General features: G+C 73.7%; 24 protein-coding genes. 11 read left to right on the top strand and 13 right to left on the bottom strand.

Features of this window, described 5'->3' with window-relative positions:
* The first annotated feature begins 59 nt into the window (after positions 1-59).
* Both ACPU2J_RS33120 and ACPU2J_RS33115 read left to right on the top strand, forming a co-directional pair.
* A complete protein-coding gene (locus ACPU2J_RS33120) occupies positions 60-1,436 on the top strand; it encodes a cation:dicarboxylate symporter family transporter (RefSeq protein WP_420078347.1) in 1,377 nt (458 codons plus the stop codon).
* Between the two features lie 320 nt (positions 1,437-1,756).
* Positions 1,757-3,529 carry a S8 family peptidase gene (locus tag ACPU2J_RS33115; RefSeq protein WP_361599914.1) on the top strand — a complete coding sequence of 591 codons (1,773 nt, stop codon included), beginning with the start codon at positions 1,757-1,759 and terminating at the stop codon, positions 3,527-3,529.
* A gap of 69 nt (positions 3,530-3,598) precedes the next feature.
* On the opposite strand, the gene ACPU2J_RS33110 is transcribed toward ACPU2J_RS33115, so the two are convergent.
* Positions 3,599-4,288 carry a (2Fe-2S)-binding protein gene (locus ACPU2J_RS33110; RefSeq protein ID WP_399313160.1) on the bottom strand — a complete coding sequence of 230 codons (690 nt, stop codon included), beginning with the start codon at positions 4,286-4,288 and terminating at the stop codon, positions 3,599-3,601.
* Between the two features lie 201 nt (positions 4,289-4,489).
* Here ACPU2J_RS33110 and ACPU2J_RS33105 point away from each other — a divergent pair, with 201 nt between their 5' ends.
* Positions 4,490-6,121: a hypothetical protein gene (locus ACPU2J_RS33105; RefSeq protein WP_420078348.1), complete on the top strand. Its 1,632-nt coding sequence runs from the start codon at positions 4,490-4,492 to the stop codon at positions 6,119-6,121.
* Positions 6,122-6,220: 99 nt separating this feature from the next.
* Here ACPU2J_RS33105 and ACPU2J_RS33100 read toward each other — a convergent pair whose 3' ends face one another.
* Together ACPU2J_RS33100 and ACPU2J_RS33095 are read right to left on the bottom strand one after the other, a co-directional pair.
* A complete protein-coding gene (locus ACPU2J_RS33100; RefSeq protein WP_420078349.1) occupies positions 6,221-6,631 on the bottom strand; it encodes a VOC family protein in 411 nt (136 codons plus the stop codon).
* Between the two features lie 79 nt (positions 6,632-6,710).
* On the bottom strand, positions 6,711-7,511 hold the full coding sequence (locus tag ACPU2J_RS33095; protein ID WP_420078350.1) for an alpha/beta fold hydrolase: 801 nt from the start codon (positions 7,509-7,511) through the stop codon (positions 6,711-6,713).
* 140 nt (positions 7,512-7,651) lie between these two features.
* Here ACPU2J_RS33095 and ACPU2J_RS33090 point away from each other — a divergent pair, with 140 nt between their 5' ends.
* Positions 7,652-8,338, top strand: coding sequence for a GNAT family N-acetyltransferase (locus ACPU2J_RS33090; RefSeq protein ID WP_361599753.1), 687 nt, complete (start codon positions 7,652-7,654; stop codon positions 8,336-8,338).
* A 277-nt stretch (positions 8,339-8,615) separates the two neighbouring features.
* Positions 8,616-9,878: an alpha/beta hydrolase gene (locus tag ACPU2J_RS33085; RefSeq protein ID WP_420078351.1), complete on the top strand. Its 1,263-nt coding sequence runs from the start codon at positions 8,616-8,618 to the stop codon at positions 9,876-9,878.
* On the opposite strand, the gene ACPU2J_RS33080 is transcribed toward ACPU2J_RS33085, so the two are convergent.
* Entirely contained in the window at positions 9,856-11,328 is a 1,473-nt protein-coding gene (locus ACPU2J_RS33080; RefSeq protein ID WP_423834697.1) for a carboxylesterase/lipase family protein, read from the bottom strand. The two genes, ACPU2J_RS33085 and ACPU2J_RS33080, sit on opposite strands and share 23 nt — an antisense overlap.
* Before the next feature lie 98 nt (positions 11,329-11,426).
* Between ACPU2J_RS33080 and ACPU2J_RS33075 the strand changes: the two genes are divergently transcribed.
* Both ACPU2J_RS33075 and ACPU2J_RS33070 read left to right on the top strand, forming a co-directional pair.
* Entirely contained in the window at positions 11,427-11,750 is a 324-nt protein-coding gene (locus ACPU2J_RS33075; RefSeq protein ID WP_420078353.1) for a hypothetical protein, read from the top strand.
* A 93-nt stretch (positions 11,751-11,843) separates the two neighbouring features.
* Positions 11,844-12,128 (top strand): chaplin, encoded by a 285-nt coding sequence (locus tag ACPU2J_RS33070; protein WP_361599741.1) that lies wholly within the window; start codon positions 11,844-11,846, stop codon positions 12,126-12,128.
* Positions 12,129-12,231: 103 nt separating this feature from the next.
* On the opposite strand, the gene ACPU2J_RS33065 is transcribed toward ACPU2J_RS33070, so the two are convergent.
* The 6 genes from ACPU2J_RS33065 to ACPU2J_RS33040 all read right to left on the bottom strand — a co-directional run bounded on the left by ACPU2J_RS33065 (position 12,232) and on the right by ACPU2J_RS33040 (position 17,494).
* The gene (locus ACPU2J_RS33065) at positions 12,232-13,095 is read right to left on the bottom strand and encodes a tyrosinase family protein (RefSeq protein ID WP_423834696.1); all 864 of its coding nucleotides are present in this window, start codon (positions 13,093-13,095) and stop codon (positions 12,232-12,234) included.
* A 30-nt stretch (positions 13,096-13,125) separates the two neighbouring features.
* Positions 13,126-13,494, bottom strand: coding sequence for a tyrosinase family oxidase copper chaperone (locus tag ACPU2J_RS33060; protein WP_361599735.1), 369 nt, complete (start codon positions 13,492-13,494; stop codon positions 13,126-13,128).
* 60 nt (positions 13,495-13,554) lie between these two features.
* Positions 13,555-14,094, bottom strand: a complete 540-nt coding sequence (locus ACPU2J_RS33055) for a GNAT family N-acetyltransferase (RefSeq protein ID WP_423834695.1) — start codon at positions 14,092-14,094, stop codon at positions 13,555-13,557.
* Positions 14,095-14,223: 129 nt separating this feature from the next.
* A complete protein-coding gene (locus tag ACPU2J_RS33050; RefSeq protein ID WP_423834694.1) occupies positions 14,224-15,330 on the bottom strand; it encodes an acyl-CoA dehydrogenase family protein in 1,107 nt (368 codons plus the stop codon).
* Positions 15,327-16,520: an acyl-CoA dehydrogenase family protein gene (locus tag ACPU2J_RS33045; RefSeq protein ID WP_420078356.1), complete on the bottom strand. Its 1,194-nt coding sequence runs from the start codon at positions 16,518-16,520 to the stop codon at positions 15,327-15,329. The genes ACPU2J_RS33050 and ACPU2J_RS33045 overlap by 4 nt, the downstream gene beginning before the upstream one ends.
* Positions 16,517-17,494, bottom strand: coding sequence for an NADPH:quinone oxidoreductase family protein (locus ACPU2J_RS33040; protein ID WP_361599720.1), 978 nt, complete (start codon positions 17,492-17,494; stop codon positions 16,517-16,519). Before ACPU2J_RS33040 ends, ACPU2J_RS33045 begins: the two co-directional genes overlap by 4 nt.
* Before the next feature lie 259 nt (positions 17,495-17,753).
* Here ACPU2J_RS33040 and ACPU2J_RS33035 point away from each other — a divergent pair, with 259 nt between their 5' ends.
* Positions 17,754-18,944: a hypothetical protein gene (locus ACPU2J_RS33035; RefSeq protein ID WP_420078357.1), complete on the top strand. Its 1,191-nt coding sequence runs from the start codon at positions 17,754-17,756 to the stop codon at positions 18,942-18,944.
* A gap of 50 nt (positions 18,945-18,994) precedes the next feature.
* Entirely contained in the window at positions 18,995-19,906 is a 912-nt protein-coding gene (locus ACPU2J_RS33030; RefSeq protein ID WP_423834693.1) for an SDR family oxidoreductase, read from the top strand.
* Positions 19,907-19,986: 80 nt separating this feature from the next.
* On the opposite strand, the gene ACPU2J_RS33025 is transcribed toward ACPU2J_RS33030, so the two are convergent.
* The 3 genes from ACPU2J_RS33025 to ACPU2J_RS33015 form a co-directional block, all read right to left on the bottom strand.
* Positions 19,987-20,820, bottom strand: coding sequence for an enoyl-CoA hydratase/isomerase family protein (locus tag ACPU2J_RS33025; protein ID WP_420078359.1), 834 nt, complete (start codon positions 20,818-20,820; stop codon positions 19,987-19,989).
* A gap of 74 nt (positions 20,821-20,894) precedes the next feature.
* Complete coding sequence (locus ACPU2J_RS33020; RefSeq protein WP_420078360.1) at positions 20,895-21,659, bottom strand: PIG-L deacetylase family protein; 765 nt, start codon at positions 21,657-21,659, stop codon at positions 20,895-20,897.
* A 127-nt stretch (positions 21,660-21,786) separates the two neighbouring features.
* A complete protein-coding gene (locus ACPU2J_RS33015; RefSeq protein ID WP_420082278.1) occupies positions 21,787-23,091 on the bottom strand; it encodes an alpha/beta fold hydrolase in 1,305 nt (434 codons plus the stop codon).
* A gap of 283 nt (positions 23,092-23,374) precedes the next feature.
* On the opposite strand from ACPU2J_RS33015, the gene ACPU2J_RS33010 reads away from it, so the two are divergent.
* Complete coding sequence (locus tag ACPU2J_RS33010; protein WP_423834692.1) at positions 23,375-24,418, top strand: AraC family transcriptional regulator; 1,044 nt, start codon at positions 23,375-23,377, stop codon at positions 24,416-24,418.
* Positions 24,419-24,584: 166 nt separating this feature from the next.
* Positions 24,585-25,385, top strand: coding sequence for a carbohydrate-binding protein (locus ACPU2J_RS33005; RefSeq protein ID WP_423835036.1), 801 nt, complete (start codon positions 24,585-24,587; stop codon positions 25,383-25,385).
* Positions 25,386-25,403 lie beyond the last annotated feature (18 nt).

Below are 25,403 nucleotides of genomic sequence, written 5' to 3'. Positions count from 1 at the left end.
ACCGGGGTCACAGCCCTGGGTGAAGGTCTCCCCGGACGACTTCACCACCAGGAGGCATCGTGGCCGCCAGGCGCGACAGAACGCACTATCTCTACATCGCGGTGATCGCCGCGGTGCTGCTCGGCATCGCCGTCGGTTTCGCCGCGCCCGGCGTGGCCGTGGAGCTGAAACCGCTGGGCACCGGCTTCGTGAACCTCATCAAGATGATGATCTCGCCGGTGATCTTCTGCACCATCGTGCTGGGCATCGGGTCGGTGCGCAAAGCCGCGAAGGTCGGCGCCGTGGGCGGGCTGGCCCTCGGCTACTTCATGGTCATGTCGACGGTGGCGCTGGCCATCGGCCTGGTCGTCGGCAACCTGCTGGAGCCCGGCAGCGGGCTCCAGCTGACGGAGGCGGCCCGCAGCGCGGGCGAGGCGCAGGCCAAGGCGGGCGGCGCGGAGAGCACGCCGGAGTTCCTGCTGGGCATCATCCCGACGACGCTGGTCTCCGCCTTCACCGGGGGCGAGGTGCTGCAGACGCTGCTGGTGGCGCTGCTGTGCGGGTTCGCGCTGCAGGCCATGGGCGCGTCGGGCGAGCCGGTCCTGCGCGGCATCGGGCACGTGCAGAAGCTGGTGTTCCGAGTGCTGGCGATGATCATGTGGGCGGCGCCGGTGGGTGCCTTCGGCGCGATCGCGGCGGTGGTCGGGGCCACCGGGATCGACGCGCTGAAGTCACTCGCCGTGATCATGATCGGCTTCTACACGACCTGTCTGCTCTTCGTCTTCCTGGTGCTGGGCACCCTGCTGCGGGTGTGCACGGGGGTGGGAATCCTCGCCCTGCTGCGCTACCTGGGCCGGGAGTTCCTGCTGATCCTCTCGACCTCCTCCTCGGAGTCGGCGCTGCCGCGGCTGATCGCCAAGATGGAGCACCTCGGCGTCTCCCGGCCGGTCACCGGGATCACGGTGCCGACGGGGTACTCCTTCAACCTGGACGGGACCGCGATCTACCTGACGATGTCCTCGCTGTTCGTCGCCGAGGCCATGGGCACCCCGCTCGCCCTGGGCGAGCAGATCTCGCTGCTGCTGTTCATGGTCATCGCCTCGAAGGGCGCGGCCGGCGTGACCGGTGCGGGTCTGGCCACCCTGGCGGGCGGATTGCAGTCGCACCGGCCGGAACTGGTCGACGGGGTCGGCCTGATCGTGGGCATCGACCGCTTCATGAGCGAGGCACGGGCGCTGACGAACTTCGCGGGCAACGCGGTCGCGACGGTGCTCATCGGCACCTGGACCAAGGAGTTCGACCGCGATCGCGCCACCGAAGTCCTCGCGGGACGGCTGCCGTTCGACGAGCGGACCCTGGTGGACGACGGGCACGGAACGGACGCCTCCGCCCCGGAGCCGACGCCGGCCGCCGTACCGGTCCCCGCGCACGGCTCCAAGGACGGCGTGCCGGTCTAGGCGTCGGCTGCGAAGTCCCGCCGCACAGGCGGGACGCCGCGGACCCGGACCGGGCCGGTCGCGCGCGAACGGGCCGGCCGGGCAGGGCTCTCCCCCACGGTGCCCAGCCCGGCCGGCCCGCCGCATTCAGCACACTTGCACCCATAGTCGGGAATCGGCCACCGATATACGAACCCCCGGGCTGTAAAAGGTACTTCCGCAACCGGCCGCGTGCATGACATCTTGCGTCCACCACTTGTTTCGTACGACCCGGCCTGACCACCGGGTCTTCGGAGGACGCATTGATACCCCACATATCCAGCCGACCTCGGCGTGCGCTGGTGCTGGCCGCCACGCTCGGCGCGGCCCTGGCCCTCGGAGCTCCCGCCGCCCTCGCCGGCACCGCTCCGGTCTCTCCGTCCGGCTCCCCCGCCGCCGCCCCCGCGCCGGCGCCCCAGGCCGCGGCCCCCGCTTCCCAGAGTGCGACCTGGGTTGCCGGTACCCGCGCCTACCTCGTGATCACCGCCCCCGGTGACACCACGGCGGTCCGCAACGCGATCACCTCCAACGGCGGCACGGTCTTCCAGGCCTACGACGCCATCGGCGTGATCGTCGCCCACTCCGCCTCCGGCAGCTTCGCCACCACGATGCGCGGCGTCAGCGGTGTCCAGCAGGTCGGTGCCACCCGCACCTCGGACGTCCCGGCCGACGCCTACAACCCGGCGCTGCCCGCCAACCCCGCGCAGTCCACGACGCCTTCGGGCGAGCCGGTCCGCGCCGACATGACCCAGATCAAGGCCGACCAGGCCTGGGCCGTCACCACGGGCTCCGCGTCCGTCAAGGTCGGCATCCTGGACACCGGTGTCGACGACCAGCACCAGGACCTGGCCCCGAACTTCAACGCCGCCGACTCCGCGTCCTGCGCGTACGGCAAGCCGGACACCCGCACGGGCGCCTGGCGCGACGTCGGCACCCACGGCACGCACGTGGCCGGCACCGTGGCCGCCGCCAAGAACGGCAAGGGCGTCATCGGCGTCGCCCCGGGCGTGAAGATCTCCTCGGTGCGCATCGCCGAGCCCGGCACCTCGCTGTTCTTCGCGGAGAACACCGTCTGCGGCTTCATGTGGGCCGGTGACCACGGTTTCAAGGTCACCAACAACAGCTACTACACCGACCCGTGGCAGTTCAACTGCCCGGACAACGCCGACCAGGCCGCGATCATCGAGGGCGTCAAGCGCGCCCAGGAGTACGCGGAGAGCAAGGGCTCGCTCCAGGTCGCGGCGGCCGGCAACTCCAACCTCGACCTCGCCAACAAGACGACCGACACCGAGAGCCCGAACGACTCGACGCCGGTCACCCGCACCATCACCAACGCCTGCCTCGACATCCCGACCGAGCTCCCGGGCGTGGTCACGGTCTCGGCGATGGGCACCACCGCGAAGGCCTCGTACTCCAACTACGGCCTGAACGTGGTCGACGTGACGGCCCCGGGCGGCGACGCCACCGGCATCTACAGCACCCTGCCCGGCGGCAAGTACGGCTCCATGAGCGGTACGTCGATGGCCTCGCCGCACGTCGCGGGCGTGGCGGCCCTGCTGGTCAGCACCAACCCGGGCATCACCCCGGCGCAGCTGCGCGACAAGCTGGCCACCCAGGCCAACGACGTCGCCTGCCCGTCCGACAGCCGCTGCAAGGGCACCACGGCGAAGAACGGCTTCTTCGGCGAGGGCCAGGTCGACGCGCTGAAGGCGGTCGGCAGCACTCCGCCCCCCGGCAAGTACTTCGAGAACGCGGCGGACGTCGCCATCGGTGACAACACCACCGTGGAGAGCTCCCTCACGGTCAGCGGTGTGACGGGCAACGCCCCGGCGACCCTCAAGGTCGGCGTGAACATCGTCCACACCTACATCGGTGACCTCAAGGTCGACCTGATCGCCCCGGACGGCTCCGTCTACACGGTCCACAACCGGACCGGCGGCAGCGCCGACAACATCAACCAGGTCTACACCGTCAACGCCTCCTCCGAGGCCGCCAACGGCACCTGGAAGCTCCGGGTCAACGACAACGCCGGCGGCGACACCGGCAAGATCGACTCCTGGAACCTCACCTTCTAGGACCGACCCTTCCGGGGCCGTCGGGGAGCAGCGCCGCTGCTCCCCGGTGGCCCCTTGCCGTCCCCGGGCTCAGGGCGGGCCGGGCCGCTTCCCGCGGGTGCGCAGGACGCAGTCGCCGCAGAACCCGCCCCCGGGCACCCGGTAGTACAGGCAGCAGCTGCGCCGTACGAAGGCCACCCCGAGGCCCTCCTCGTGCAGATAGGTCCCGGTCCCCGCCAGGGCTCCGCCCTCACCGAGCAGACCGGCCGCGAGCCCGGCGGCGGCGCCGCCCGGTACCCGGTCGAGCAGCACCCGCAGGGCGCCGACCAGCCCCGAGGCGGCGTTGCCCCGCAGGACCGTCGGCGACACCCCGAACCGTTCGCGCAGGGCCGCGTCCAGCGGGGCCAGGTGGTCCAGGACCGTCGCGCCGAGCTCCTCGGCGGGCAGGGCGCCGGGCTCGGGCAGCCACAGCTCCAGCGAGCCCGCGTCCGGGAGCCGCCACCACAGCCGGTCGGGCGCGAGGTCGGGCACCCGGCCGGACAGCGCGGCGCATCCGAGGCCGAGGGACCACAGCCGCGAGGCGATCCCGAACTGCGCGGTCGACGCGGCGACCCGGCCGGTCCCGCTGCCGATCCGCCGCCCCACCTCGGCCACGTACGCGTCGAGGTGTTCGTCGTACAGTGCGCTCAGCGGACGGAAGCCCGGGCCGGGCGGCCGAGGACCGGACGGGACCGCGAAGAAGGGGCCCACGGCGGCCAGTCGGCGCAGTACGTCGTCCATGCAGGGAATGATCTCAGGCCGGTCGGGAGGGCCAGGGGGCGGGTGGAGGGCGGGTGGCGCGGCGGCCCGAACCGGAGGGTCGTTCACCCTTTGATCAATACACTCGCGCAGGCCGTCGAACGTATGTACTCTGGGCGAGCTTCAAACCTGATCGCGTTCAAAAAACGAAAAATGGGGGGGCCGGTGCGCAATCGCCGACTCATGCTTTCCACCGCCGCAATCGTCGCGGCCGGTGTCGGTCTCGTCCCGGGTGTCGCCAACGCGGCGGGCCAGGACGGCGCCAAGGGGACGTCCGGTCCGGGGGTGGCCGCTCCCGACCTCGACCTGACCGGGGCGAAGGCCCAGGCGTACGGGGAGGTCAAGGCGAGCAGCCCCGCCGCCAAGACCGTGCACCCGACGGTCAAGGGCGGCCAGAGCGCCGCCGCCACCGAACCGGTGGTCGCCCTCCAGGCCGAGGCCAGCAGCGCCCACGGCGTGCAGCTCAAGCTGGACGTCACCAGCGACCCGGGCACCGCGCTCGGCGTGCTCGTCGAATGGGGCGACGGCAGCAGCGAGCAGGTGGGCGCCAACGGCCCCACCAACCTCACGCGCAACCACGTCTACTCCAAGACCGGCGCGTACACGGTCAAGGTGAGCCTGCTCTCCGGCCCCACGGTCGTCGGAACCAACCAGCTGGTCTTCCGGACCGCGGGCAACGAGTTCACGCCCCACGCCCCGACCCGCCTGCTGGACACCCGCGACGGCACCGGCGCGCCGCGCCACCAGGTGCCCGCCTACGGCACCGCCCGCATCAAGGTCGGCGGCGCGGCGCAGATCCCGGCCGGCGTCACCGCCGTGGCCCTCAACGTCACGGTCACCAACGCCGGCGGCGCCGGCCACGTCCGCGTGTACGCCGACGGCGGAGAGCTGCCGACCACCTCCAACGTCAACTACAGCGTGGGCCAGACCGTCCCAAACCTGGTGATCGCCTCGGTCGGGAACAACGGCTACGTGAACGTCTACAACGGCGGCGACCGCCCGATCGACCTGGTCGCCGACGTCACCGGCTACTTCTCCAAGACCGCCGCCAACGGCTACACCCCGCTCACGCCGAGCCGTGTCGTCGACACCCGCGAGGGCCTCGGCACCGGCCGTGGCCACGTCCCCGGCCAGGGCACCTTCAGCACCCAGATCACCGGCCGCGGCGGCGTCCCGTCGAGCGCCAAGGCCGTCGCGCTGAACGTCACCGTCACCGACACCAAGGAAGCCGGTCACCTGACCGTCTACCCCTCCGGCGGTGCCGCCCCGACCGCGTCGAACCTGAACTTCGGACCGCGCCACACCATCGCCAACTCGGTCATCGTGCCGATCGGCGCCGACGGCCGGATCAGCATCCGCAACGGTGCCTGGGCCGGGACCCACGTGATCGTCGACGTCGTCGGCTACTACAGCCCCGAGAGCGAGGGCGCCCTGGTCCGCAACTCCCCGTCGCGGTGGTTCGACACCCGTGAGATGGGCGGCCCGCTCGACGGCCGCGCGTACATCTACGGCCAGTTCGGCGACGCCGACCCGAACATCACCGCGGTGGTCACCAACGCCACCGTGACCAACGGCAAGGACGCCGGCTTCCTGACGGTCGCCCCGGACCCGTACTCCTGGGCCGACTACGAGAACGGCTGGGCGGGCGAGCCGACCCCGCCGAACTCGTCCAACCTGAACTGGCTCCCCCGCCAGACCGTCCCGAACCTGGTCCAGGCGACGAACGGCACCCACGGTGTGATCGACTTCTGGAACATGAGCTGGTCGAGCACCGACCTGATCGTCGACACCTTCGGCTTCTACGCGAAGAACTGACGCGCCGGTCACCCCGATGAGCAGGCCGTGGCACCCGCCACGGCCTGCTCGTGCGTCCGGCCCCGGGCCGGACCCGGCTCACGGCTCACGGCTCACGGCTCACGAGGGATCCGGCGTGGCCCCTTCGAGGATCTCCAGGTAGTGGGGGTTGCGCATGATCCCCAGGACGTTGCCGAACGGGTCGGTGACGGCCGCCGTGACGAAGCCTGCGTCGCCGTGCGCCGTCACGGGCTGGTACTCCCGGGCCCCGAGGTCCAGCAGCCGCTGACGGGCCGCGGGAAGATCGTCCACCACCCAGTAGGCCACCGCCCCGCCCGGCCGCTCGGCCGCGCCCGGCGGGGCGTACCGGCGGTCGACGATGCCCAGCTCGTGCTGGTAGTCGCCGAGGCGGAACTCCGCGTAGCCGGGCCTCTCGAAGTAGGGCGCGATCCCCAGCACCTCCGCGTACCAGGCCTTGGCCGCGTCCAGGTCGTCGGCCCAGAAGTTGATCGTCGCGAATCCCCGCAGCATGGAGCCCTCCTCGGCGCCGGACGTCGTGCCGACTCTACGGGCGTTCCCCCGCTCCCGCCCCTCCGTCGCGCGCCCCGGCTCAGAGCCGGCCGAGGAAGTCCAGCAGCGCCCGGTTGAAGGCCTCCGGCCGCTCCAGCCCCGGCAGGTGCCCGGCGCCCTCGATCACGGCGAGCTCCGCGTGCGGCAGCAGGTCGCGCAGGGCCTCGGCCTCCGCCACCGGGGTGAAGACGTCGTCCGCGCCCACCAGCACCAGGCAGGGTTCGGCGGCCCCGGCGAGCACCGGCCGGTAGTCGGGGCGCTCGGCGCGGCCGCGCAGGGCCGCCGCCGCGCCCTGCGGGTCGGTCGCGCACATCATCCGGGTGACCTGGGCCGCGATCCCGGGCATCCCGGTGACGTTGTACGGCGCCATCATCTTGTCGATCACCTCCTCGGCATAGGGCCGCATGCCCTCGGCGATCAGCCGTTCGGCGGTCTCCCGGCGCAGTTCCGCACCCGCTTCCGTCTCCGGTGCCGGGGAGGTGTCGGAGAGCACGAGGGCCCGCACGAGACCCGGGTGGCGCAACCGCAGCTCCATGGCGATCTGCCCACCCATGGACACACCGCCGACGACCACGCGTTCGATGCCCAGGCGGGCCAGGAGCGCCGCGAGGTCGTCGGCGAGCGCGGCGAAGGCAGCCGTGCCCGGCACGACCGGGCTGTCTCCGTATCCTCGCAGGTCAGGGGCTATCACGCGGTACCCGGCGGCCGTCAGGGCGGCCGTCTGGGGGGCCCACATGGTGCGGTTGAAGGGATGTCCGTGGATAAGGATTACGGGCGTTCCGCCGCGGGGACCCATGTCGTCGAAAACCAGCGTCACACCATTGCCAAATTGGGGCTTCATGGAAGGACTTTAAGGGGCTACATTGAGCCACTCGCGTTCACCTGACAGCCGGTTGTCTTTCACTCGTGTTTTGCACGGGGGGCAACGTCATGGACGCAGACTGTGCAACCACCCCACCGCCCAGAAGGACCGAAGGCTCCGTGCCCGTACCCGTACACCTCGCGGGCCGCACCGTGCGGCTCGAGCCCCTCGCCCCCCACCACACCGAGGCCCTGGCCGTGGCCGGGGCCGAGGATCGTACGACTTACGCCTTCACCCCCGTACCCCATGGGGTGCAGGCGTCCCACGAGTACATCGACCGTGCCCTCGCCGATCAGGCGGCGGGACGTTCCCTCCCGTTCGCGGTGGTCAGAGCCACCGACGGGCGGGTCGTCGGTTCGACCCGGTTCCTCGAACTCGACTACTGGCAGGGACCACTGGTGTGGCCCGCGGTGCCCGGGGTCCCGTTCGGTGATCCGGCGACGGCCGTCCCCGACGCCGCCGAGATCGGCAACACCTGGCTGTCCCCGGGCGCCCAGGGCACCGGCATCAACACCGAGGCGAAGCTGCTCATGCTCCGCCACGCCTTCGAGACCTGGGGCGTGCGGCGGATCTCCCTGCGCGCCGACGCGCGCAACGGGCGGTCGCGGGCGGCCATGGAGCGGCTCGGCTTCACGTGCGAGGGGGTCCGCCGGGCCCATTCGCGCGGCCTCGACGGAGCCGTGCGCAGTACGGCCTTCTACTCGATCCTCGACGAGGAGTGGCCGGCCGTACGGTCGATCATCGAGCTGCGGCTGTCGGCGGGCGCGCAGCGCAAGCGGCGCCGGAAGGCCCTGATCCCGGCCTAGCCGTACGGAAGAACGGAAAAACGGTCCTCCCCCGGTACCCCCGGCTCTCACCCTTCGTTCCCGGCCCCCGTGCCTCCTCCACCCCCGTGGAGGAGGCACGGGGGCCGACCCGTGTACGGCACGTCCGCCCCCGACGGGCAATGGCCTGTTCTAGGGAACGCCAAGAGAAGGGAAAGTGCGGAACTGTGACGTACGTCCGTTCATCTTCCGAACGGAAGAACCGAACGTCAGATCACCCGCCCCTCCGGGGGCAGCACCAGTCGGAGAGCCACCGCAGATGTCGTACGCACCCGAGGGGCAGCAGTACCAGCCGTACCGGCCGGAGGGGCGGAGCGCGCAGCCTCCCCAGGGCGACCGGTACGGCCGGCCGTACGGGCAGCAGCCCTACGGGGAAGGCCCCTACGGGGAGCAGCACCACGGCGGACCCCCGTACGGCGGGCCTCCGCAGCACCACGAGGAGCAGCCCGAGCCGCCGCGCCGCAGGTCCCGGGGCAGGCGCCGGCTGATCGCCGGGGTCTCGGTGCTCGCCCTCGCGGGCGCGGCCGCCGGCGTGATGGCCCACTTCGAGATACCCCCGTTCACCGACAAGGGTTCCGCGGTGTCGTTCGGGAAGCCCCCGGCGGGGGGGAAGGGCTCCGGGCAGGACGGCTCCCAGCAGCCCGCCAACTCGAAGATGCTGATGCCGACCGGGCCTGCGGCCGAGTTCAAGAACGCGATGACCCTGCCCGACGGCACGCACGTGGCCGTCACCACGCTGGACGGCAAGAAGTCCGGGTTCAAGGGCAAGGTGTGGGTCTGGGCCCCGAAGGAGTACGACGACCCGAAGTTCGCCAAGAGCGGCTTCCCGGTCCTGATCGCCCTCCCGGGCGGCGCAGGCTACCCCAGCAACTACTGGATGGGCACGGACCTCGGTCTGCAGACGAGCATCAGCAAGTGGTACGCGGAGGGCAAGAGCAAGCCCTTCCTGCTGGCCATGCCGGTGCTCAACCCCGGACCGGACGACAAGGGCGTCTACTGGGACGGCTCCGACATCCCCGGCCAGCCGAAGATGGGGACCTGGCTGACGGAGGACGTCCCCGACCTGATGAAGGCGAACTTCCGCACGGTGAAGTCCCGGGACGGCTGGGCCTTCATGGGCTCCTCCACCGGCGGGTTCGCGGGGATGAAGGCCGTGCTCAAGCACCCGGACAAGTTCAAGGCCGTGATCGCCTCCGGCCCGGACATCGTCCCGGACTCCTCCCTGTGGAAGGGCCACGACAAGGAGAAGGCCGAGAACAACCCCGAGCTGCTGGCCAAGCAGCTGATCGAGCGCAAGGGCCCGGACGTCTACATCGCCTTCCAGGTCGGCGACAACGAGAGCAACAAGAAGACCCTGCCGGACGTCCAGAAGTTCGTCGCCACCTACGGCGACAAGGGGCCCGTCCACACCAGCCTCCGGGTGATCCCCGGCGGCCAGCACAACGCCAAGACCTATGTCCCGAACATGGGCGAGGGGCCGATCCAGTACATCAGCAAGGTCATGGAAGGACCCGTCGAATAGCCGTCGGTGCCTCCGCACGCTCGAGCTCCGGCCCGCCGAACAGCCTCGGCGGGCCGTCGCCGTCCCAGGCCGGCCAGCCCGGGTCGCCGGTCACGGCGAACCGCACCCAGGCCGCGTGCATCTCGTCGGCCAGCGCCTGCGGGGTCTGCGGCCCGGCGAGCCAGGAGGCCTCCGCCACGGCCAGCGTGTCGAAGACGAAGCCGAGCTCCAGCGCGTGGCAGGCGCCGAGCCCCGGGATGCCGGAGGGCCAGCCGAACTCGTACAGGTAGCTCGGCGCCTCCCGCCGCGCGCCCGCGAGCCTGCGCAGCGGGTCGCGCAGCAGGCGGTCGGTCATCAGCTGCCCGGCGAGGTCGGCCGCCCCGGCGCCGGGCAGGGCGGCCCGCAGCGCCGCGACCGCGGCCCGGTCCTTGCCCGTACGGGCCCTGGCCAGGGCCACGGCGAGCGGGCCGAGGCGGTCCAGCACGCGCATGCCGCCCGTCGGGGCGAGCCACAGCCGGTACTCCTCGGTGGTCCAGCCGAGCAGCAGCGGCACGGCGCGGGAGGCGTCCCCCGCCGCGAGGGCGTCGAGGGGGTCCTCGGGAAGCGTCCGGTCGTCGAGGACCAGGCCGAAGGCGGGTCCGCCGACCAGCGGACCGGATCTGCGCAGCACGGCCGCCTGGGCGGCGAGCAGGTCGGGCAGGGCGACGGCCCCGAAGGCGGCGGCGGTGGCCTCCACCTTGAGCAGGGAGGCCATCCGCCGGGCCATGGCACGCACCCGGGGCCGGGGCAGGGCTTCGGGGGCTCCGCTCTGCAGGACGGCCTGGTGGAAGAGGCCGGTGGCGCGGGGGGCCGCGAGCAGGGCGCCGATGCTGATCGCCCCGGCGGACTCGCCGAAGGCGGTGACGCGGCCGGGGTCCCCGCCGAAGGCCTCGATGTTGTCGCGGACCCAGGTGAGGGCGGCGATCTGGTCGAGCAGGCCGCGGTTGGCGGGGGCGTCGGGGAAGAGCCCGTAGCCGAGGATGCCGAGGCGGAAGTTGAAGGAGACCAGGACGACCCCGTCGCGGGCGAAGGCGGAGCCGTCGTAGACGGGCACGGCGGAGGAGCCCCGGCTGTGGGCCCCGCCGTGGATCCACACCATGACGGGCAGCCGGGCGCCGCGCGCCGGGTCGGGTGTCCACACGTTCACGCTCAGGCAGTCGTCCCCGGGGATCACCGGGTCCGGCAGCAGGGCGGCGTACGTCTGGGGGTAGGGCACCTTGGGGGCGGTCGGTCCGAAGGCGGTGGCCTCCCGTACGCCGTCCCAGGGCTCCGGTGGCGCGGGCGCGGCGAAGCGGAGGTCTCCGACGGGCGGGGCGGCGTACGGGATGCCGAGGAAGACCGATGTGCCGTCGGGTCGGGTCCGGCCCTCGACCACTCCCGCCGCGGTCGCGACCCTCGGGCGGCTGCCGTCGGTGGCGCCCTCTGTGTCCATCCCGTCCTCCTGTGCTGCTGGTACCGGCGCACGCTCGCACAGCCGTCCCACGGGTGACAAGGCGTGACCGTCGCCCGGACCGGCCCGGTTGGACCGGCATGCGAATCCTGCGTATCCACCACACTCTGCCCGCCCTGCTGCTCATCGGCAGCTCGTACCTCGCCGGCCAGGCCCATGCGGCGGCCGGTCCGGACTTCCAGTACGTCGGCCAGGACGACCGCGTCCACGGGCTCACCGCGCCGCGGGGCTGCGTGGAGGCCGAAGGGGGCGGCACCCGGGCGGTCACCAACAGGACCCGGGGAACGGCGACGCTCTACCAGGGGGCGCACTGCTCCGGCCGGGTCGTGGGGGTCCTGCGGGCCGGCGAGGTGACCCAGGTGCGGCCGTACTTCGCGTCGGTCGCTTTTCCCGTCACCGGGTAGGCCCAGCGGCCGTGACTCCTGGGCCGCCGCCGCGTTGTATGCCATGTCAAATGCCACACATTTTGTGGCTTCCTATCTCACGAGGAGATCTTGATGTCGCGTATCGCGAAGGCATTCGCCATCACCGCTGTCACCGGTAGCGCCGTGGTCGCCGGTGCGGGTCTGGCTGTCGCCGATGCCGGAGCGCAGGGTGCGGCGGTCGGCTCCCCCGGTGTCCTCTCGGGCAACCTGCTCCAGGTGCCGGTCCACGTCCCGGTCAACGTCTGCGGCAACTCGGTCAACGTCGTCGGCCTGCTGAACCCCGCCTTCGGCAACACCTGCATCAACGCCTCGGGCGGCGACGAGCAGGTGCAGCACACCGACGGTTACGGCCACTGATCACCTGATCCGCGGATCGACGGAAGGGCCCCCGCCGGGTGGCGGGGGCCCTTCCCCGTGTCCGTCGCGCCACGCGGCGGCGGCCGGTCTGCGAAGCGGCCGGTCATTCGTAGCGGTACGCCTGCCGGTGGTCGAGGGTCTCCCGGGGCGTGACGCCCCAGGGCGGCATGGGCTCGTCCAGGGCGATCACCCGGCCGCGCTGGAAGTCGCCGAGCGGCAGCGGGGCCGCGGGAAGGTAGCCGGAGCGGGGGTGCCGCTGCTGCCAGCGGTCCCAGAGGAGGTCCACGAAGGCGTGGTGCAGCCAGAACGCCGGGTCGTTGGGCGCCGTGCCGCCGGTCATGTGCCCGCCGATCCACTGGTGCACCTTGTTGTGGTTGCGCCAGCGTTCGCTCCGGGGAGCGGCCCACCCCTCCAGCTTGTTGCGGAAGCCCCCGGCGGTGGCGGTGGAGTCCCAGGGCGACACGTCATAGACCGGGTCGTCGAGCGCCCACTGGAGCTCGGCCGCCGTGGGCAGGGCGATCGGGTTCTGCGGCCGGCCCAGGTTGCGGGTGAGGAAGGCGGACTCCGTGATGCCCACGGTCACCGTCCAGTTGCCCTTGTCGTAGGCGAACGGCCCCGTCATCACCTTGCGGTCGGACTCCCGCCCGGTGCCACCGAGGAAGTCGTCCGCCCACAGGGAGGAGACCGGGCTGTTGTCGGTGGTCCAGTCCCAGTACGGGACGGTCACGCCCGGGTCGATCTCCCGCAACTGCCGCTCGAACTCGCTCAGGTAGAGCCGGTGCCAGGGGAAGAAGGACGGGGACATGTGGCCGACGCGCAGTTTGCGGTCGCGGTCGGGCACGAAGTACTTGTCGTGCGTGCGCACCAGCGCGTCGTAGGCGCCGGTGCGCTTGAGCTCCAGCACCGCCGCCGTGAACCGCTTCTTCTGGGCGCTGGTCAGGTTCTTCTGGTTCTGCCGGGTGTACAACGCGGGGGTCCTCCCGTTCCCTTGGCCGTGTCAGACGTGGTGCGGGGAGGCCGCCGACGCCAGCTGGGCCGTGCCCAGCTCGTCGACGGCGGCCCGGGCCAGTTCCAGCGGGGTCCCGTAGGACTGGAAGTGGTTGATCCCGCTCAGGTAGCTGCCGTCGGCCCGGCGCATGACGTGCAGCGGGCGGCCGTCGATGCGGACCCCGGCGACGTCCACGGCGATGTGCCGGCCGCGGTAGGTCTCCTCCTCGGCGAGCGGAGCCGGGGTGAGCGTCTGGCGGGGGCGCCGGGCGCGCAGTACGGGGGCCAGGGCCGCCGCGGTCCCCGCGAGCACGGCCGCGGTGAAGGCCGAGCGCAGGACCGCTCGTCGGGTCAGGGGTGCGGCGGACGCTGCGGACATGCGGTCTCTCCCTCGCTGGTGGCCGGCGGCTACGGGTCTAACGCCGCGCGGCGGGCGAGGTCACCCGTGGGCGTGCGGGGACCGCTTGTAGAAGAGGGTGGTGGGGTGCAGGCGCCCGGCGGGGTCGGCGGCGTAGTCGGGGATGGTGCCCGCCTCCGTCCAGCCTGCGGAACGGTAGAAGTCCTCGGCGGGGCTGCCGGTCTCGGTGTCCAGGACGAGCAGCAGGACGCCGGCGCGGGTGGCCGCGGCCTCGGCCTCGGCGAGCAGGGCGCGGGCGGTCCCCCGCCCGCGGGACGCGGGGTGGACCATGAGTTTGCGCAGCTCGGCGCGGTGGCGGCCGTTGGGCTTGGACTCCCGGCACCAGCTGACGGTGCCGTCGACGGGGCCGTCCGGTGCGGGTCGGGAGACCCACAGCGCGAGGGAGCCCTCCTCGACGGCGGGCAGGAGGGAGTCCCACCACGCGGCGGCGGCCGCGTGGTCGAGACCGGTGAGGAAGCCGAGGGAGGAGCCGGAGGCGACGACGTCGACCAGGAGGGAGGCGAGTTCGTCGCGGTGGGCCCGCAGGGCGGCGGCGTCGAGCGCGGTGATCATGGTCGTCATGCGGTGAGGATACGGATGCCTGCGGGGCACGCCGGGCCCGGGGCGGGTCCGGCGTGCGGCAACGCGGGGCCGGGACGGGGCCCGGCCGTCCTGTCCCGTCCCGTCCCGTCCCGTCCCGACGGATCCGCGTCAGGGTGCCGGGAGTTCCGCGAAGTCCGCGACCAGGCCCCGGTGGTGGCCGGCGGTGCCCAGGGCGAGGGAGTCGGCCTTGGCCCGCTTGAGGTAGAGGTGGGCCGGGTGCTCCCACGTCATGCCGATGCCGCCGTGCAGCTGGACGCACTCCTCCGCCGCCCGGACCGCCACGCCCGAGCAGAACGCCTGGGCGACGGCCACCGTGAGGGGCGCGTCGGGCGCCCCGGTCGCCAGGGCGTCCGCGGCGGCGCGGGCCGCGGCCCGGGCCGAAGCGACGTCGAGCCAGAACCCGGCCAGCCGGTGCTTGACGGCCTGGAAGGAGCCGACGGGCCGGTTGAACTGGTGCCGGCCGCGGACGTACCGGACGGTCTCGGTCAGGCACCACTCGGCCAGCCCGACCTGCTCGGAGGCCAGCAGCCCGGCCCCCGACAGCAGGGCTCCTGCGACGGCCGCGCGGGCCGTCGCCGGGTCGGCCAGGCGGGTGCCGCCGGCCCGGTCGAAGGCCACCGTGGCCGGCGGGCGGGTCAGGTCCAGCGCGACACGCGGGGTGAGCGCGGCCGACGCGGCCGGGACCGCGTAGAGGCCGGTGTCGGCGAGGACCAGCAGGACGTCGGCGGCGGCCGCGTCCGCGACGGTCGTGACGGTGCCGGTCAGGATCCCGCCGCCGGTGTCGCGGACGGGTGCCGGCAGGGCTGCTCCCGGGGCGAGGGTCAGCGGCAGCGCGGGGACGCAGACCACGTCCCCGGCGGCCAGTTCGCGCAGCAGCGGGCCCGCCTCGGCGGTGTCGCAGCCGAGCAGGATCTCGGTGGCGAGCACCGCGCTCGTCAGGTACGGCACGGGGGCGACGGCGCGTCCCAGTTCCTCCAGGACCACGGCCGCCTCGCGGTGGCCGGCGCCCTGGCCGCCGAGCTTCTCCGGTACGAGGAGCCCCGCCGCGCCGATGTCCGCGGCCAGGGTGCGCCACAGGGCAGGGTCGTGCGGCCGGCCCGTCTCCGCCCGCGCCAGGACGGCCGCGGCGTCGCAGCGGTCGGTGAGGAGGTCCCGTACCGCCGCGCGGAGCTCCTCCTCGGTGTCGGAGTAGAGCAGATCCGTCCGTGCCGTCATCGGTTCAGGTCCTTCCAGGCCAGGTCCTTGTCGTCGCGCGGCTCGGGGGGCAGGCCCAGGACGCGTTCGGCGACGATGTTGAGGAGGATCTCGCTCGTGCCGCCCTCGATGCTGTTGCCCTTGGCACGCAGGTAGCGGTATCCGGGGCCGCGGCCGGTGAAGTCGACGCCTTCGGGCCGGCGCATGGTCCAGTCGTCGTACAGCAGGCCCTCCTCGCCCATGAGTTCCACCTCCAGGCCGCTGATCTCCTGGTTGAGGCGGGCGAAGGCGAGCTTCATGCCCGAGCCCTCCGGGCCGGGCTGCCCGGCGGCGAGCTGCTGGCGCAGCCGTTCGGCGGTGAGGCGGGCCACCTCGGCCTCGACCCACAGCTCCAGCAGCCGCTGGTGCAGGGCGTGGGTGCGCAGTCCGGGGCGTTCGCGCCAGGCCTCGGCGACGGGCGCGATCATCCCTCCTTCGCGCGGGATGCGCATGCCGCCGATGGAGACGCGTTCGTTCATCAGGGTGGTGCGGGCGACCGCCCAGCCCTCGCCGACGGCGCCGAGTCGGTGGCCGTCGGGGATGCGCACGCCGGTGAGGAAGACCTCGTTGAACTCGGCCTCGCCGGTGATCTGGCGCAGCGGCCGGACCTCGACCCCGGCGGCGTGCATGTCGCAGAGGAAGTAGGTGATGCCGCGGTGCTTGGGGAGCGAGGGGTCGGTGCGGGCGACGAGGATGCCCCAGCGCGCGGTGTGGGCACTGGAGGTCCACACCTTCTGGCCGTCGACCACCCAGGTGGCGGTGTCCTCGTCGAGGACGGCGCGGGTGCCGAGGGCGGCCAGGTCGGAGCCGGCGCCCGGTTCGCTGAAGAGCTGGCACCAGACCTCCTCGCCGGTCCACAGGGGACGCAGGAAGCGGCGCTTCTGCTCGTCGGTGCCGTACGCGAGGATCGTGGGGGCGGCCATGCCGAGGCCGATGCCGATCCGGCGGGGGTCGTTGTCGGGCGCGCCGGCCGCTTCCAGTTCGGCGTCGACGACGCTCTGGAGGGTGCGGGAGGCGCCGAGGCCGCCCAGGCCCTCGGGGTAGTGGACCCAGGCGAGTCCGGCGTCGAAGCGGGCCCGCAGGAAGTCGGGGCGGGGGGTGGTCGCGGGCGGGTGGGCGGCGAGGAGGTCCCGTACGCGGGCGCGCAGTTGCTCGGCGGTGGTGGTGCTCATCGTGCGGTGCTCCGCTCCCTGGGCATGGCCAGGACGACCCGGCCGGTGGTGGTGCCGTCGGCCACGCGCTGCACGGCGTCGGCGACGGCGGGCAGGGCGATGGTCTCGCTGACCAGGGGGGCGATGGCGCCCTGGTCGGCGAGGCGGGTGAGTTCGGCGTGGCAGGCGGCGACCGCGGCGGGGTCCTTGGTGGCGTAGAGCCCCCAGTGCAGGCCGAGGACGGAGTAGTTCTTGACGAGGGCGTGGTTGAGGGCGGGCGCCGGGACGGTGCCGCTGGCGAAGCCGACGACGACGATCCGGCCCTCGAAGGCCACGCACTTGGCGGACGCGGTGTACGAGTCCCCGCCGACGGGGTCGTACACGACGTCCGCGCCGCGGCCCGCGGTGAACTCCTTGACGCGGGCGACGACGTCCTCGGCCGTACGGTCGATCACGAGGTCGCAGCCGAGCTCCTCGGCGGTGCGGGCCTTCGCCTTGCCGCCCACGACCCCTATGACGGTGGCTCCGGCGGCCTTGCCGAGCTGGACGGCGGCGCTGCCGACGCCGCCGGCGGCGGCGTGCACGAGGAGGGTCTCGCCGGGCTGGAGGCGGGCCCGGCGGTGCAGGCCGAACCAGCCGGTCTGGTAGCCGATGTGGAGGGCGGCGGCCTGGGCGTCGTTCAGGGACTCGGGGGCGGGCAGCAGGGCGCGCTCGGGCGCGACCACGTACTCGGCGAAGCCGCCGTGCGGCAGGCTCGGGGTGGCGATGACGCGGCGGCCGTCGTCGGTGCGCCCGCAGATCTCCACCCCGGGCGTGAAGGGCAGCGGCGGGCGGATCTGGTACTGGCCGCGGGTGAGCAGCGCGTCGGGGAAGTTGATGTTCGCCGCGAGCACCTGGACCCTCACCTCACCCTCGCCGGGCCGGGGTTCGGGAACCTCTTCGAGGCGCATGGCCTCACGCGGCTCGCCGTGGGTGTGTACTCGCCATGCCAGCATCGGGGGCCTCCAGCCGCCGTCGAGGGGTCACGCTCCGCCGCATACTAAGCGGTCGCTTGCCCTCCTGTGAACCCATGGGCCGGGCGGGTCGGGAGGCGCCCCTCCCGGGAGGATCGCCGGAGCGGCTGCCTCCGGTGCGACCTCGGACGACCGTCCGTGCGAAAGCCTGTGCGACCGGCGTCCTCGTCGGGCAGCATGTGTCCCGTAGATCAACTGGCCGCGTGCCGGGGGCACGCGCCGCACCGGGGGGAGAACCACCATGAACGCATTCGCCATCAGGGGCACGACGGCGGCCGCGGGGGCCGCCGTCCTGCTCTGCGGGCTGATCACCGCCGCCGGACCGGCCGCCGCCGCAGGCACCGCGGCTGCCGCCGGCACCGCGCCCGCCGCCTGCACGCCCTCCGTCGAGCTCCTGCCCGGCCTGCCGGGGCGGGGCGGCGGCGCCGTACGGGGCTTCGGCGCGAACGGCCTGGCCGTCGGCGAGAGCGGCGGGCTGCCCGCCTACTGGACGGGCGCCGAGCACACCGTCCACGCCGTCCCGCTGCCGGCCGGCTTCGACCGGGGCCGGGTCAAGGCCGTCAGCGCCAAGGGCCTGATGGTGGGCATGGCCGTGCGCTCCTCGGACCAGGCCTCGGTCGCCTTCACCCACCAGGTCGGCAGCGCGGCCTCCCAGGCGATCACCGCACCCTCGCCCCGGTACGGCGAGGTGGCCGTCGACGTCAACGACTCGGGCCGGGTCGTCGCCATGGACGGCGACGTCGCCAAGGAGTGGGTGAACGGCACGGTCGTACGCGAACTGCCGGTGCCCGCCGACGCGATCGCGGGCAGCAAGGTCGTCGGGGTGAACGGCATCAACAAGCGCGGCGACATCGTCGGCACCGTCAGCGGCTCGTACTTCGACACGGCCAACGACATCGAGGTCACCAAGACCTTCCCGGTGGTCTGGCCGGCCGGCGGCGGCTACGCGCCCTACAGCCTGGAGGTGTGGAACGGCTACCACGACTCCTTCGCCACCATCGGCCGGGACATCGACGACCGCGGCCGGGTGGTGGGCCTGGAGCGCTACCACTACCGCAACGACCCGACGCGGACCCCGGCCGTGTGGAAGAAGCCCTACGACGCCCTCCCCACCGACCCGGGCCGCGTCGCCGGCTACGGCGACCTGGAGTTCGACGGCAGCAGCCCGACCACGAACGTGGCCGTCGGCACCGCCACCGAGTTCGAGGAGGCCTTCCCCAGCTACTTCCAGGCCGTCCACTGGTCCGGCACGGGCGCCCCGAAGGTCCTGCCCGCCCCGGCCGGCGCCCCCGACGCCGTGCCCCTCACCCGCGCCTTCGCCGCGGCCGACGACGACCGGGTCGGGGGCAGCGTGGAGGACCGCGAGACGCGGGCGGGCGGCGCGGTGCTCTGGACCTGCGCGAGCAAGCAGGCCTACACGCCGACGCGTTGATCCCGTCACCGGCATGGCGATCTGAGCGCCCGCGCGCTATCGATGGGCGGATGCAGAACCCCCAGCGCGGTCTGCCCGCGCCGCCGCCCCTGGGTGCCGCCGCCCTGCCCCCCGGTACGTACGCGGGGCAGGTGGTCCTCGTGACCGGCGGCGGCACCGGGCTGGGCAAGGCCGTGGCCACCGAGTTCGCCCGGCTCGGCGCCGACCTGGTGATCGCCGGCCGGCGGCCGGGCCCGCTCGGGACGGCCCGGGAGGAACTGGCGGCCGTCCCCGGCGCGGGCCGGGTGGCGGCGGCCGTCTGCGACATCCGGGACCCGGATCGGGTCGCGGAGGTCTTCGACGCCGCCGAGGCGGCGCTCGGGCTGCCGGACGTGCTGGTCAACAACGCCGCCGCCAATTTCCCCTCCCCCGCCGAGGACCTGTCGCCGGGCGCCTGGCGGGCGGTGGTGGACATCACCCTGACCGGCACCTGGTTCATGACCCGCGAGTTCGGCCGCCGCCATCTGGCCGCGGGCACGCCGGGCTCGATCGTGAACGTCGGCGCCTCGTACGCCTGGACGGGCGGGCCCGGCTTCGCGCACAGCGCCGCCGCCAAGGCCGGGGTGAAGAACCTGGTGGAGACCCTCGCCGTCGAGTGGGGTCCGTACGGCATCCGCGTCAACGGGCTCGTCCCGGGCCTCTTCCCGCACGCCGACATGACCGCCGACATCCGCGGCGGCCTGGAGCGGGCCGGGGACTCCGGCGACCCGAGCGGCGCGGCGGGGGCCCGGCAGCCCGCGCTGCGGGTGGGGGAACCGCGCGAACTGGGCTGGGCCGCCACCTTCCTCGCCTCGCCGTACGCGCGCTTCGTCACCGGCCACACCCTGGTGGTCGACGGCGGCAACTGGCAGCGGCGGGCCGTGGTCAACCCGGAGGTGGTCCCGGTGCGGGAACAGCTGGGGCGCGGCCCGTTCCGGCCGTAGGACCCCTGCCCCGGGCCTGCCGGCCCGGTCCCGGCGCGCGACGGACCCCGGCAGGTGGCGGGCAGTGGGCGGCGGCGCCCTCAGCCGCCGGTGAAGTGCGGCGGCCTGCGGTCCGCCTTGGCCCCGTACCCCTCGCGGCAGTCGTCCGAGGTGAGGGTCAGGGCGGCGGTCATCGCCGCCCGGTCGAGGGCCGCGGGGAGGGCGGAGTCCGCGTACGCGTCGACGGCACGCTTGATGCCCTGCACCGCGAGCGGGGCGTTGGCGGCGATCTCCGCGGCCAGGGCGTGCGAGGCCGCCTCCAGCTCCGCTCCGGGGACGACCAGCTGGACGAGGTGGAGGCGTTCGGCGGTCGCGGAGTCGATGCGGCGCCCCGTCAGTGCCAGGTACTTGGCCCAGCCGGCCCCCGCCTCCCGGGCGATGCGCAGGTCACCGCCCGCGTCCACCGCCACGCCCAGCCGCGCCTCGGGCAGGGCGAAGACGGCGTCCTCGGCGGCGACCCGGACGTCCGCCATCAGCGCCAGCTCGAATCCGAAGCCGAGGCAGTAGCCCTGGACGGCCGCCACCACGGGCTGCGGGAGGCGGGCGAGGACCGCGAAGCGTTCGTGGACCCAGCGGATGCCCTCGTAGTAGTTGCGGGTCCGCTCGGCGGCGGACCCGCCCGTGATCGCGCCGCCCGGGGCCGTCGTGTCGATGCCCGCGCAGAAGGCCCGGCCCTCGGCCCGCAGCAGGACGGCCCGCACCGAGGAGTCGAAGCGGATCCGGTCGGCGAGCAGACCGAGCTGGCGGCTGGACTCCCAGCTCCAGCCGTTGAGCGCGTCCGGGCGGCACAGGGTGAGGACGGCGAGGCCGTCCCCGACCTCCAGACGGATCCGCTCCTCGCCTTCCGCGATCTCCGTGGACCTGGTGTCGATCACCTCGTCCCGCACCCCCGCCCGCCCAGCCGCCCAGCCGCCCATGTCTGACGAGTCGTCAGGGTAAGGGGAGGGGGTCAGCGGGGGAAGACCTCGAACGCCACCGCCGGGCGGCCGCCGAACCGCTCGGCCACCCGCTCGGCGTTCCCGGTGAGGAAGGTACGGACGTACTCCTGCGGGTCCTGGTCCGTCAGCGCGGCGATGTAGGCCTTGTGCTCCAGGAGGGAGTGCACCGAACGCTCCAGGCCCGGACCGGCGTCGGCCGCGTGGGTGGGCGTGCTCGTCCCGGCCACCGCCACCCAGCGGACCCCGTTCCACGGCTCCAGCCCCTGCTCGGAGATGAGCTCCGGGAAGATCCAGCGGTTGCCGGCGTCGGCGGCCGCGTCCAGGGTGGCCCGCCCGACGGCCTTGTGGTCCGGGGTGTTCCAGTAGCCGCCGCCCTGCTCCCCGCCCCACGTGTCGCGGTGGTTGAGGGTGATGACCAGCTCGGGGCGGTGCCGCCGGATCGCCGCCGCGATGTCACGGCGCAGGCCGAGTCCGTACTCGACGGTCCCGTCGCGGTGATCGAGGAACTCCACCGCGGACACCCCGACCACCGCCGCACTCGCCCGCTGCTCGGCCTCGCGCAGCGGGGCGCAGTCGGCGGGGGCGAGGGTGTCGATGCCCGCCTCGCCGCGGGTGGCCAGGAGGTAGACCACCTCCCGGCCGCCGTCCGTCCAGTCCGCGATCGCGGCCGCACACCCGTACTCCAGGTCGTCGGGGTGCGCGACGACGGCGAGGGCGCGCGTCCAGTCGGTGGGCATGGGCTCCAAGGGGGCCTGCTGATCAGCTCGTTCGGTCATGCCGAGCACCCTAGGCGACGGAACCTCGCACCACGCCCCGGCACTCCTGCGCCCCGGCGGGAAACCGCGTCCCGTACCGGCGGGCCGCAGGCAGCGGCTCGGACCTCGCCGTTCGGGCCGTCGGCGCTCAGGCCTCGTCGCGTACGAGGGACAGGAGGCGGTCCAGGACGCGGGGGCCGCCGGCGCGGAGGCCGTCGTGTTCGAACTCGTCGGTGACCCAGGTCCGCAGTCCGCGGATCGAGCGGGCCGTCTGCAGGGAGTGCCCGGCGTCCACGTACATGTCGTCGTGGTAGACCGCCGCCGCCACCGGAACCTCGTTCGCGGCGAGGCGCCGCGGGTCGTACAGCGGCTCCCAGCCCGTACGGGCGGCCAGCAGGTCGGCGGTCTCGCGCAGCGGGGCGAGGGCCGGGTCGGTGGTGAAGTGCCAGGGGTGGATGGTCTCGCCGGTGAAGAGCAGGGGGTCGTCGCCCGCGAGGGCCTTGCGGGCGTCGAAGCGGGGGTGCTCCGCCAGGACGCGGTCGGCGGCCCAGGCCGTGGGGGCGGCCGGGTCCTGGGCGTAGATGGCCTCGTGGAGGAGCGCGTAGAGGGGGTGTCCGGCGAAGGAGAGGAGGCTGCGGGCGCTTTCCAGGAAGGCGTCGGAGAGGGCCGGTCCGGCGGGGGTCGGGACGAAGGCGTCCTCCAGCAGGTAGTGCAGCTCGTGGCTGCCGTCGCCGCCGCCGAGGAGGATCCCGAGGGACTGGAAGGCCTCGACGGTCAGGACGTGGCCGCCGGGGAGTTCGGCCGGCCGCTCCGCGAGGTGGGCGGCGATCCGGCGGGCCCGCTCGACGTCCATCGGGTAGCGGCCGTAGTGGGTGGTGTTCTTGCCCTCGATGCGCGGACAGGCGGCCCGGTAGACCTCGTCGGCGGTGGCGGTCAGCGAGGGGAGGCCGCCGGTGATCAGGGCGGCGGCCAGGCCCTCGGGCGCGCTGGAGAGGTACCGGACCGTGCAGAAGCCGCCGAAGCTCTGGCCGAGCACGGTCCAGGGCGCGCCGCCGGTCAGGCCGGGCCGGATCGCCTCGGCGTCGCGGACGATGGAGTCGGCACGGAAGTGCGCGAGGTGCTCGGCCTGCTGGGCGGGGGTGCCGTGCAGGGGGAGCGTCTGCCGGTTCAGCGGGGTGGAGCGGCCGGTGCCGCGCTGGTCCAGGAGGAGCACCCGGTGGTCCTGCAGGGCGCGTTCGAGCCAGGCCTGCCGCCCGACGAACCTGCGGGCACCGAAGCCGGGACCGCCCTCCAGGTAGAGCAGCCAGGGCAGCGCCTCGGGGTCCTTGCCGGAGGCGACCACCTCGCGGGCGTACAGCTCGATCTGCGGCCCGTCCGGGCGGTGGTGGTCCAGCGGGACGTGGAAGCGGTGGTCGGTGAGGACCGTGCCGGGCTGGCGGTAGCTGTCGACGATGGTCACGGGCGGCCCCCAGGGGTACGAGGTGCGGAAGCCCGCGTCCGGCCGGGTGCCGGCGGGCGCGGGCGCTCGGTCGGCCCGAGTCTAGGAGGCGGGGCTGCGGCCGGGGAGGCCGGTGCGGTGGGTCGTACGGCACCGGCGCGACCGCGGGCCGTACGACCGCCGGGCCTTACGGAGGACTTCCCGCGGCCGGGTTTCGCGGGGCGGGGGCCGCGGGGATCGTGACAGCACCCAACTGGTCTGGACCTCCCGCCCGTCCGGCCACTCCCGAGGGGGAACGATGCGGAACACCACCGTCGGACCGGGGACGCCGTGCCCGGCACCGCGCCGCACCGGGGAGCCGCCGCTGCACCGGCTGGAGGTGGCCGGTCCCGGCGCCGTGCCGTTCGCGGCCGGGGCCTTCGACGTGCTCGGCCCCCTGTCGCGGTCCGACCTCCCGCACCGGCACACCTTCTACGAGATCGTGCACGTCTCCGCCGGGTCGGGCACGCACGTCGTCGACCTGGCCGGGCACCCGGTGCGGCCGCGCCAGCTGGCGGTGGTCCTGCCGGGGCAGATCCACTGCTGGCGGGACCAGCGCGGCCTCGACGGGACCCTCGCGCTGTTCACCGAGGACTTCCTGGTGGACCACCCCGGTGACCGCGCGCTCCTGCGCCGGATCGGGAGGACGTGCTGGTTCGACCTGAGCGAGGAGGAACACGAGCGGACCGGGCGGCTGATGGCCGACATGGCCGCCGAATGCCGTCAGCGGGCCCCCGGGCACGAGAGCGTGCTGCGCGCGCTGCTGCACGTACTCGTCGTCCGGATGGCGCGGCTGACGGCAGCCGCGGATTCCGGGAGCCCTGGCGGCCGTCCGGGACCGCCGGGGTCCGCCGGGTCCACCAGGCCGCCCGGGGCCGCCGTTGTTGGCCCCGCGCTGCGGGACGCACGGGTGGGGCAGGCCGACGGGCCCGTACGGGGTCCGGGAGCGGCCCCGGCGGTGGCGGAGGAGTTCGTCCGGCTGGTGTCCCGCCACGTCGACCGGTCGGTGCGGGAGTGCGCCGAGCGGCTCGGGGTGACGCCGGGCCACCTGACCCAGGCGGTGCGCGCGGCCACCGGCCGCAGCCCCGGGCGGCTGCTGATCGAAGCCCGCGCCTACCGGGCCCAACGCCTGCTCGCACACACCGAACTGCCCGTGCGGCAGGTCGCCGCCCGGGTCGGGTTCGCCGACCCCGCCTACTTCTGCCGGTTCTTCCGGCGGGAGACCGGCACCAGCCCGGGCGAGTACCGAAAGCACCACAGCAGCCGTCTCCCGTCCATCGATCCGGATGCGGACCCCGCCTAGGTTCGTTGCGAATCCCACCCCCGCCGAGGAGGCAGGCATGCGCGAACCGGACAGGACCGCCGACGGAGTCTTACGCCCCGCCGAACCCGCAGGACCCGTCGAACCCGTCGACCCTGTGGGCACCGCCCGCCCCGCCGAACCCACGGGTCCGGCGCAGCCCCACCGGATCACCCGGAAGGCCGTGCTGCGCGCGGCGCTGGCGGCCACCGCGGCGGTCCCCGTCGCCCTCATCGGCGGCCCGGCGCTCGCCCGGACCTTCACCCCGGACCCCGGGGCCTGGCCGCTGACCCCGGAATGCGACGACGGTGACCACCCCACCCCCGAACAGACGGAGGGCCCCTACTTCAAGCCCCACTCCCCCGAACGCACCAGCCTGCTGGAGCCGGGTATGCCCGGCACACGGCTGACGGTGACGGGCTACGTCTTCGGCCGGGCCTGCCGCCCGGTCACGGGAGCGCTGCTGGACTTCTGGCAGGCGGACGTGAACGGCGCCTACGACAACACCCGCTTCCGGCTGCGCGGCCACCAGTTCACCGACTCGCGCGGCTCCTTCGCGCTGACGACGATCGTCCCGGGGCTCTACCCGGGCCGCACGCGGCACCTCCACGTCAAGGTGCAGGCCCCGGGCCGGCCGGTGCTGACGACGCAGCTCTACTTCCCGAACGAGCCCCGCAACAACACCGACTCGATCTTCGACCCGCGGTTGCTGATGACCGTGCGGGACGCCGGAGGCGCGCGCGAGGCCGCGTTCGACTTCGTCCTGGACGTCCCCCAGGACCCGGGCCCCGGCCCGAGCCCCACACCGACCGGGACTCCCCCGGCGGGGACGCCCTGGGCCGTGGGCACGGCGTACCGGGTCGGCGACCGGGTCACCCACGGGGGCCGCGGCTACGTCTGCCTCCAGCCGCACACGGCGCAGCGCGGCTGGGAACCCCCGTCGGTGCCAGCGCTGTGGCGGGCGCTCTGACCGGGACGGCCGGACGGG

Source organism: Streptomyces manipurensis (assembly GCF_049570255.1).
Lineage (GTDB): Bacteria > Actinomycetota > Actinomycetes > Streptomycetales > Streptomycetaceae > Streptomyces > Streptomyces manipurensis.
The sequence above is the reverse complement of the archived record's forward strand: the minus strand, read 5'-3'. Positions and strand labels throughout refer to the sequence as shown.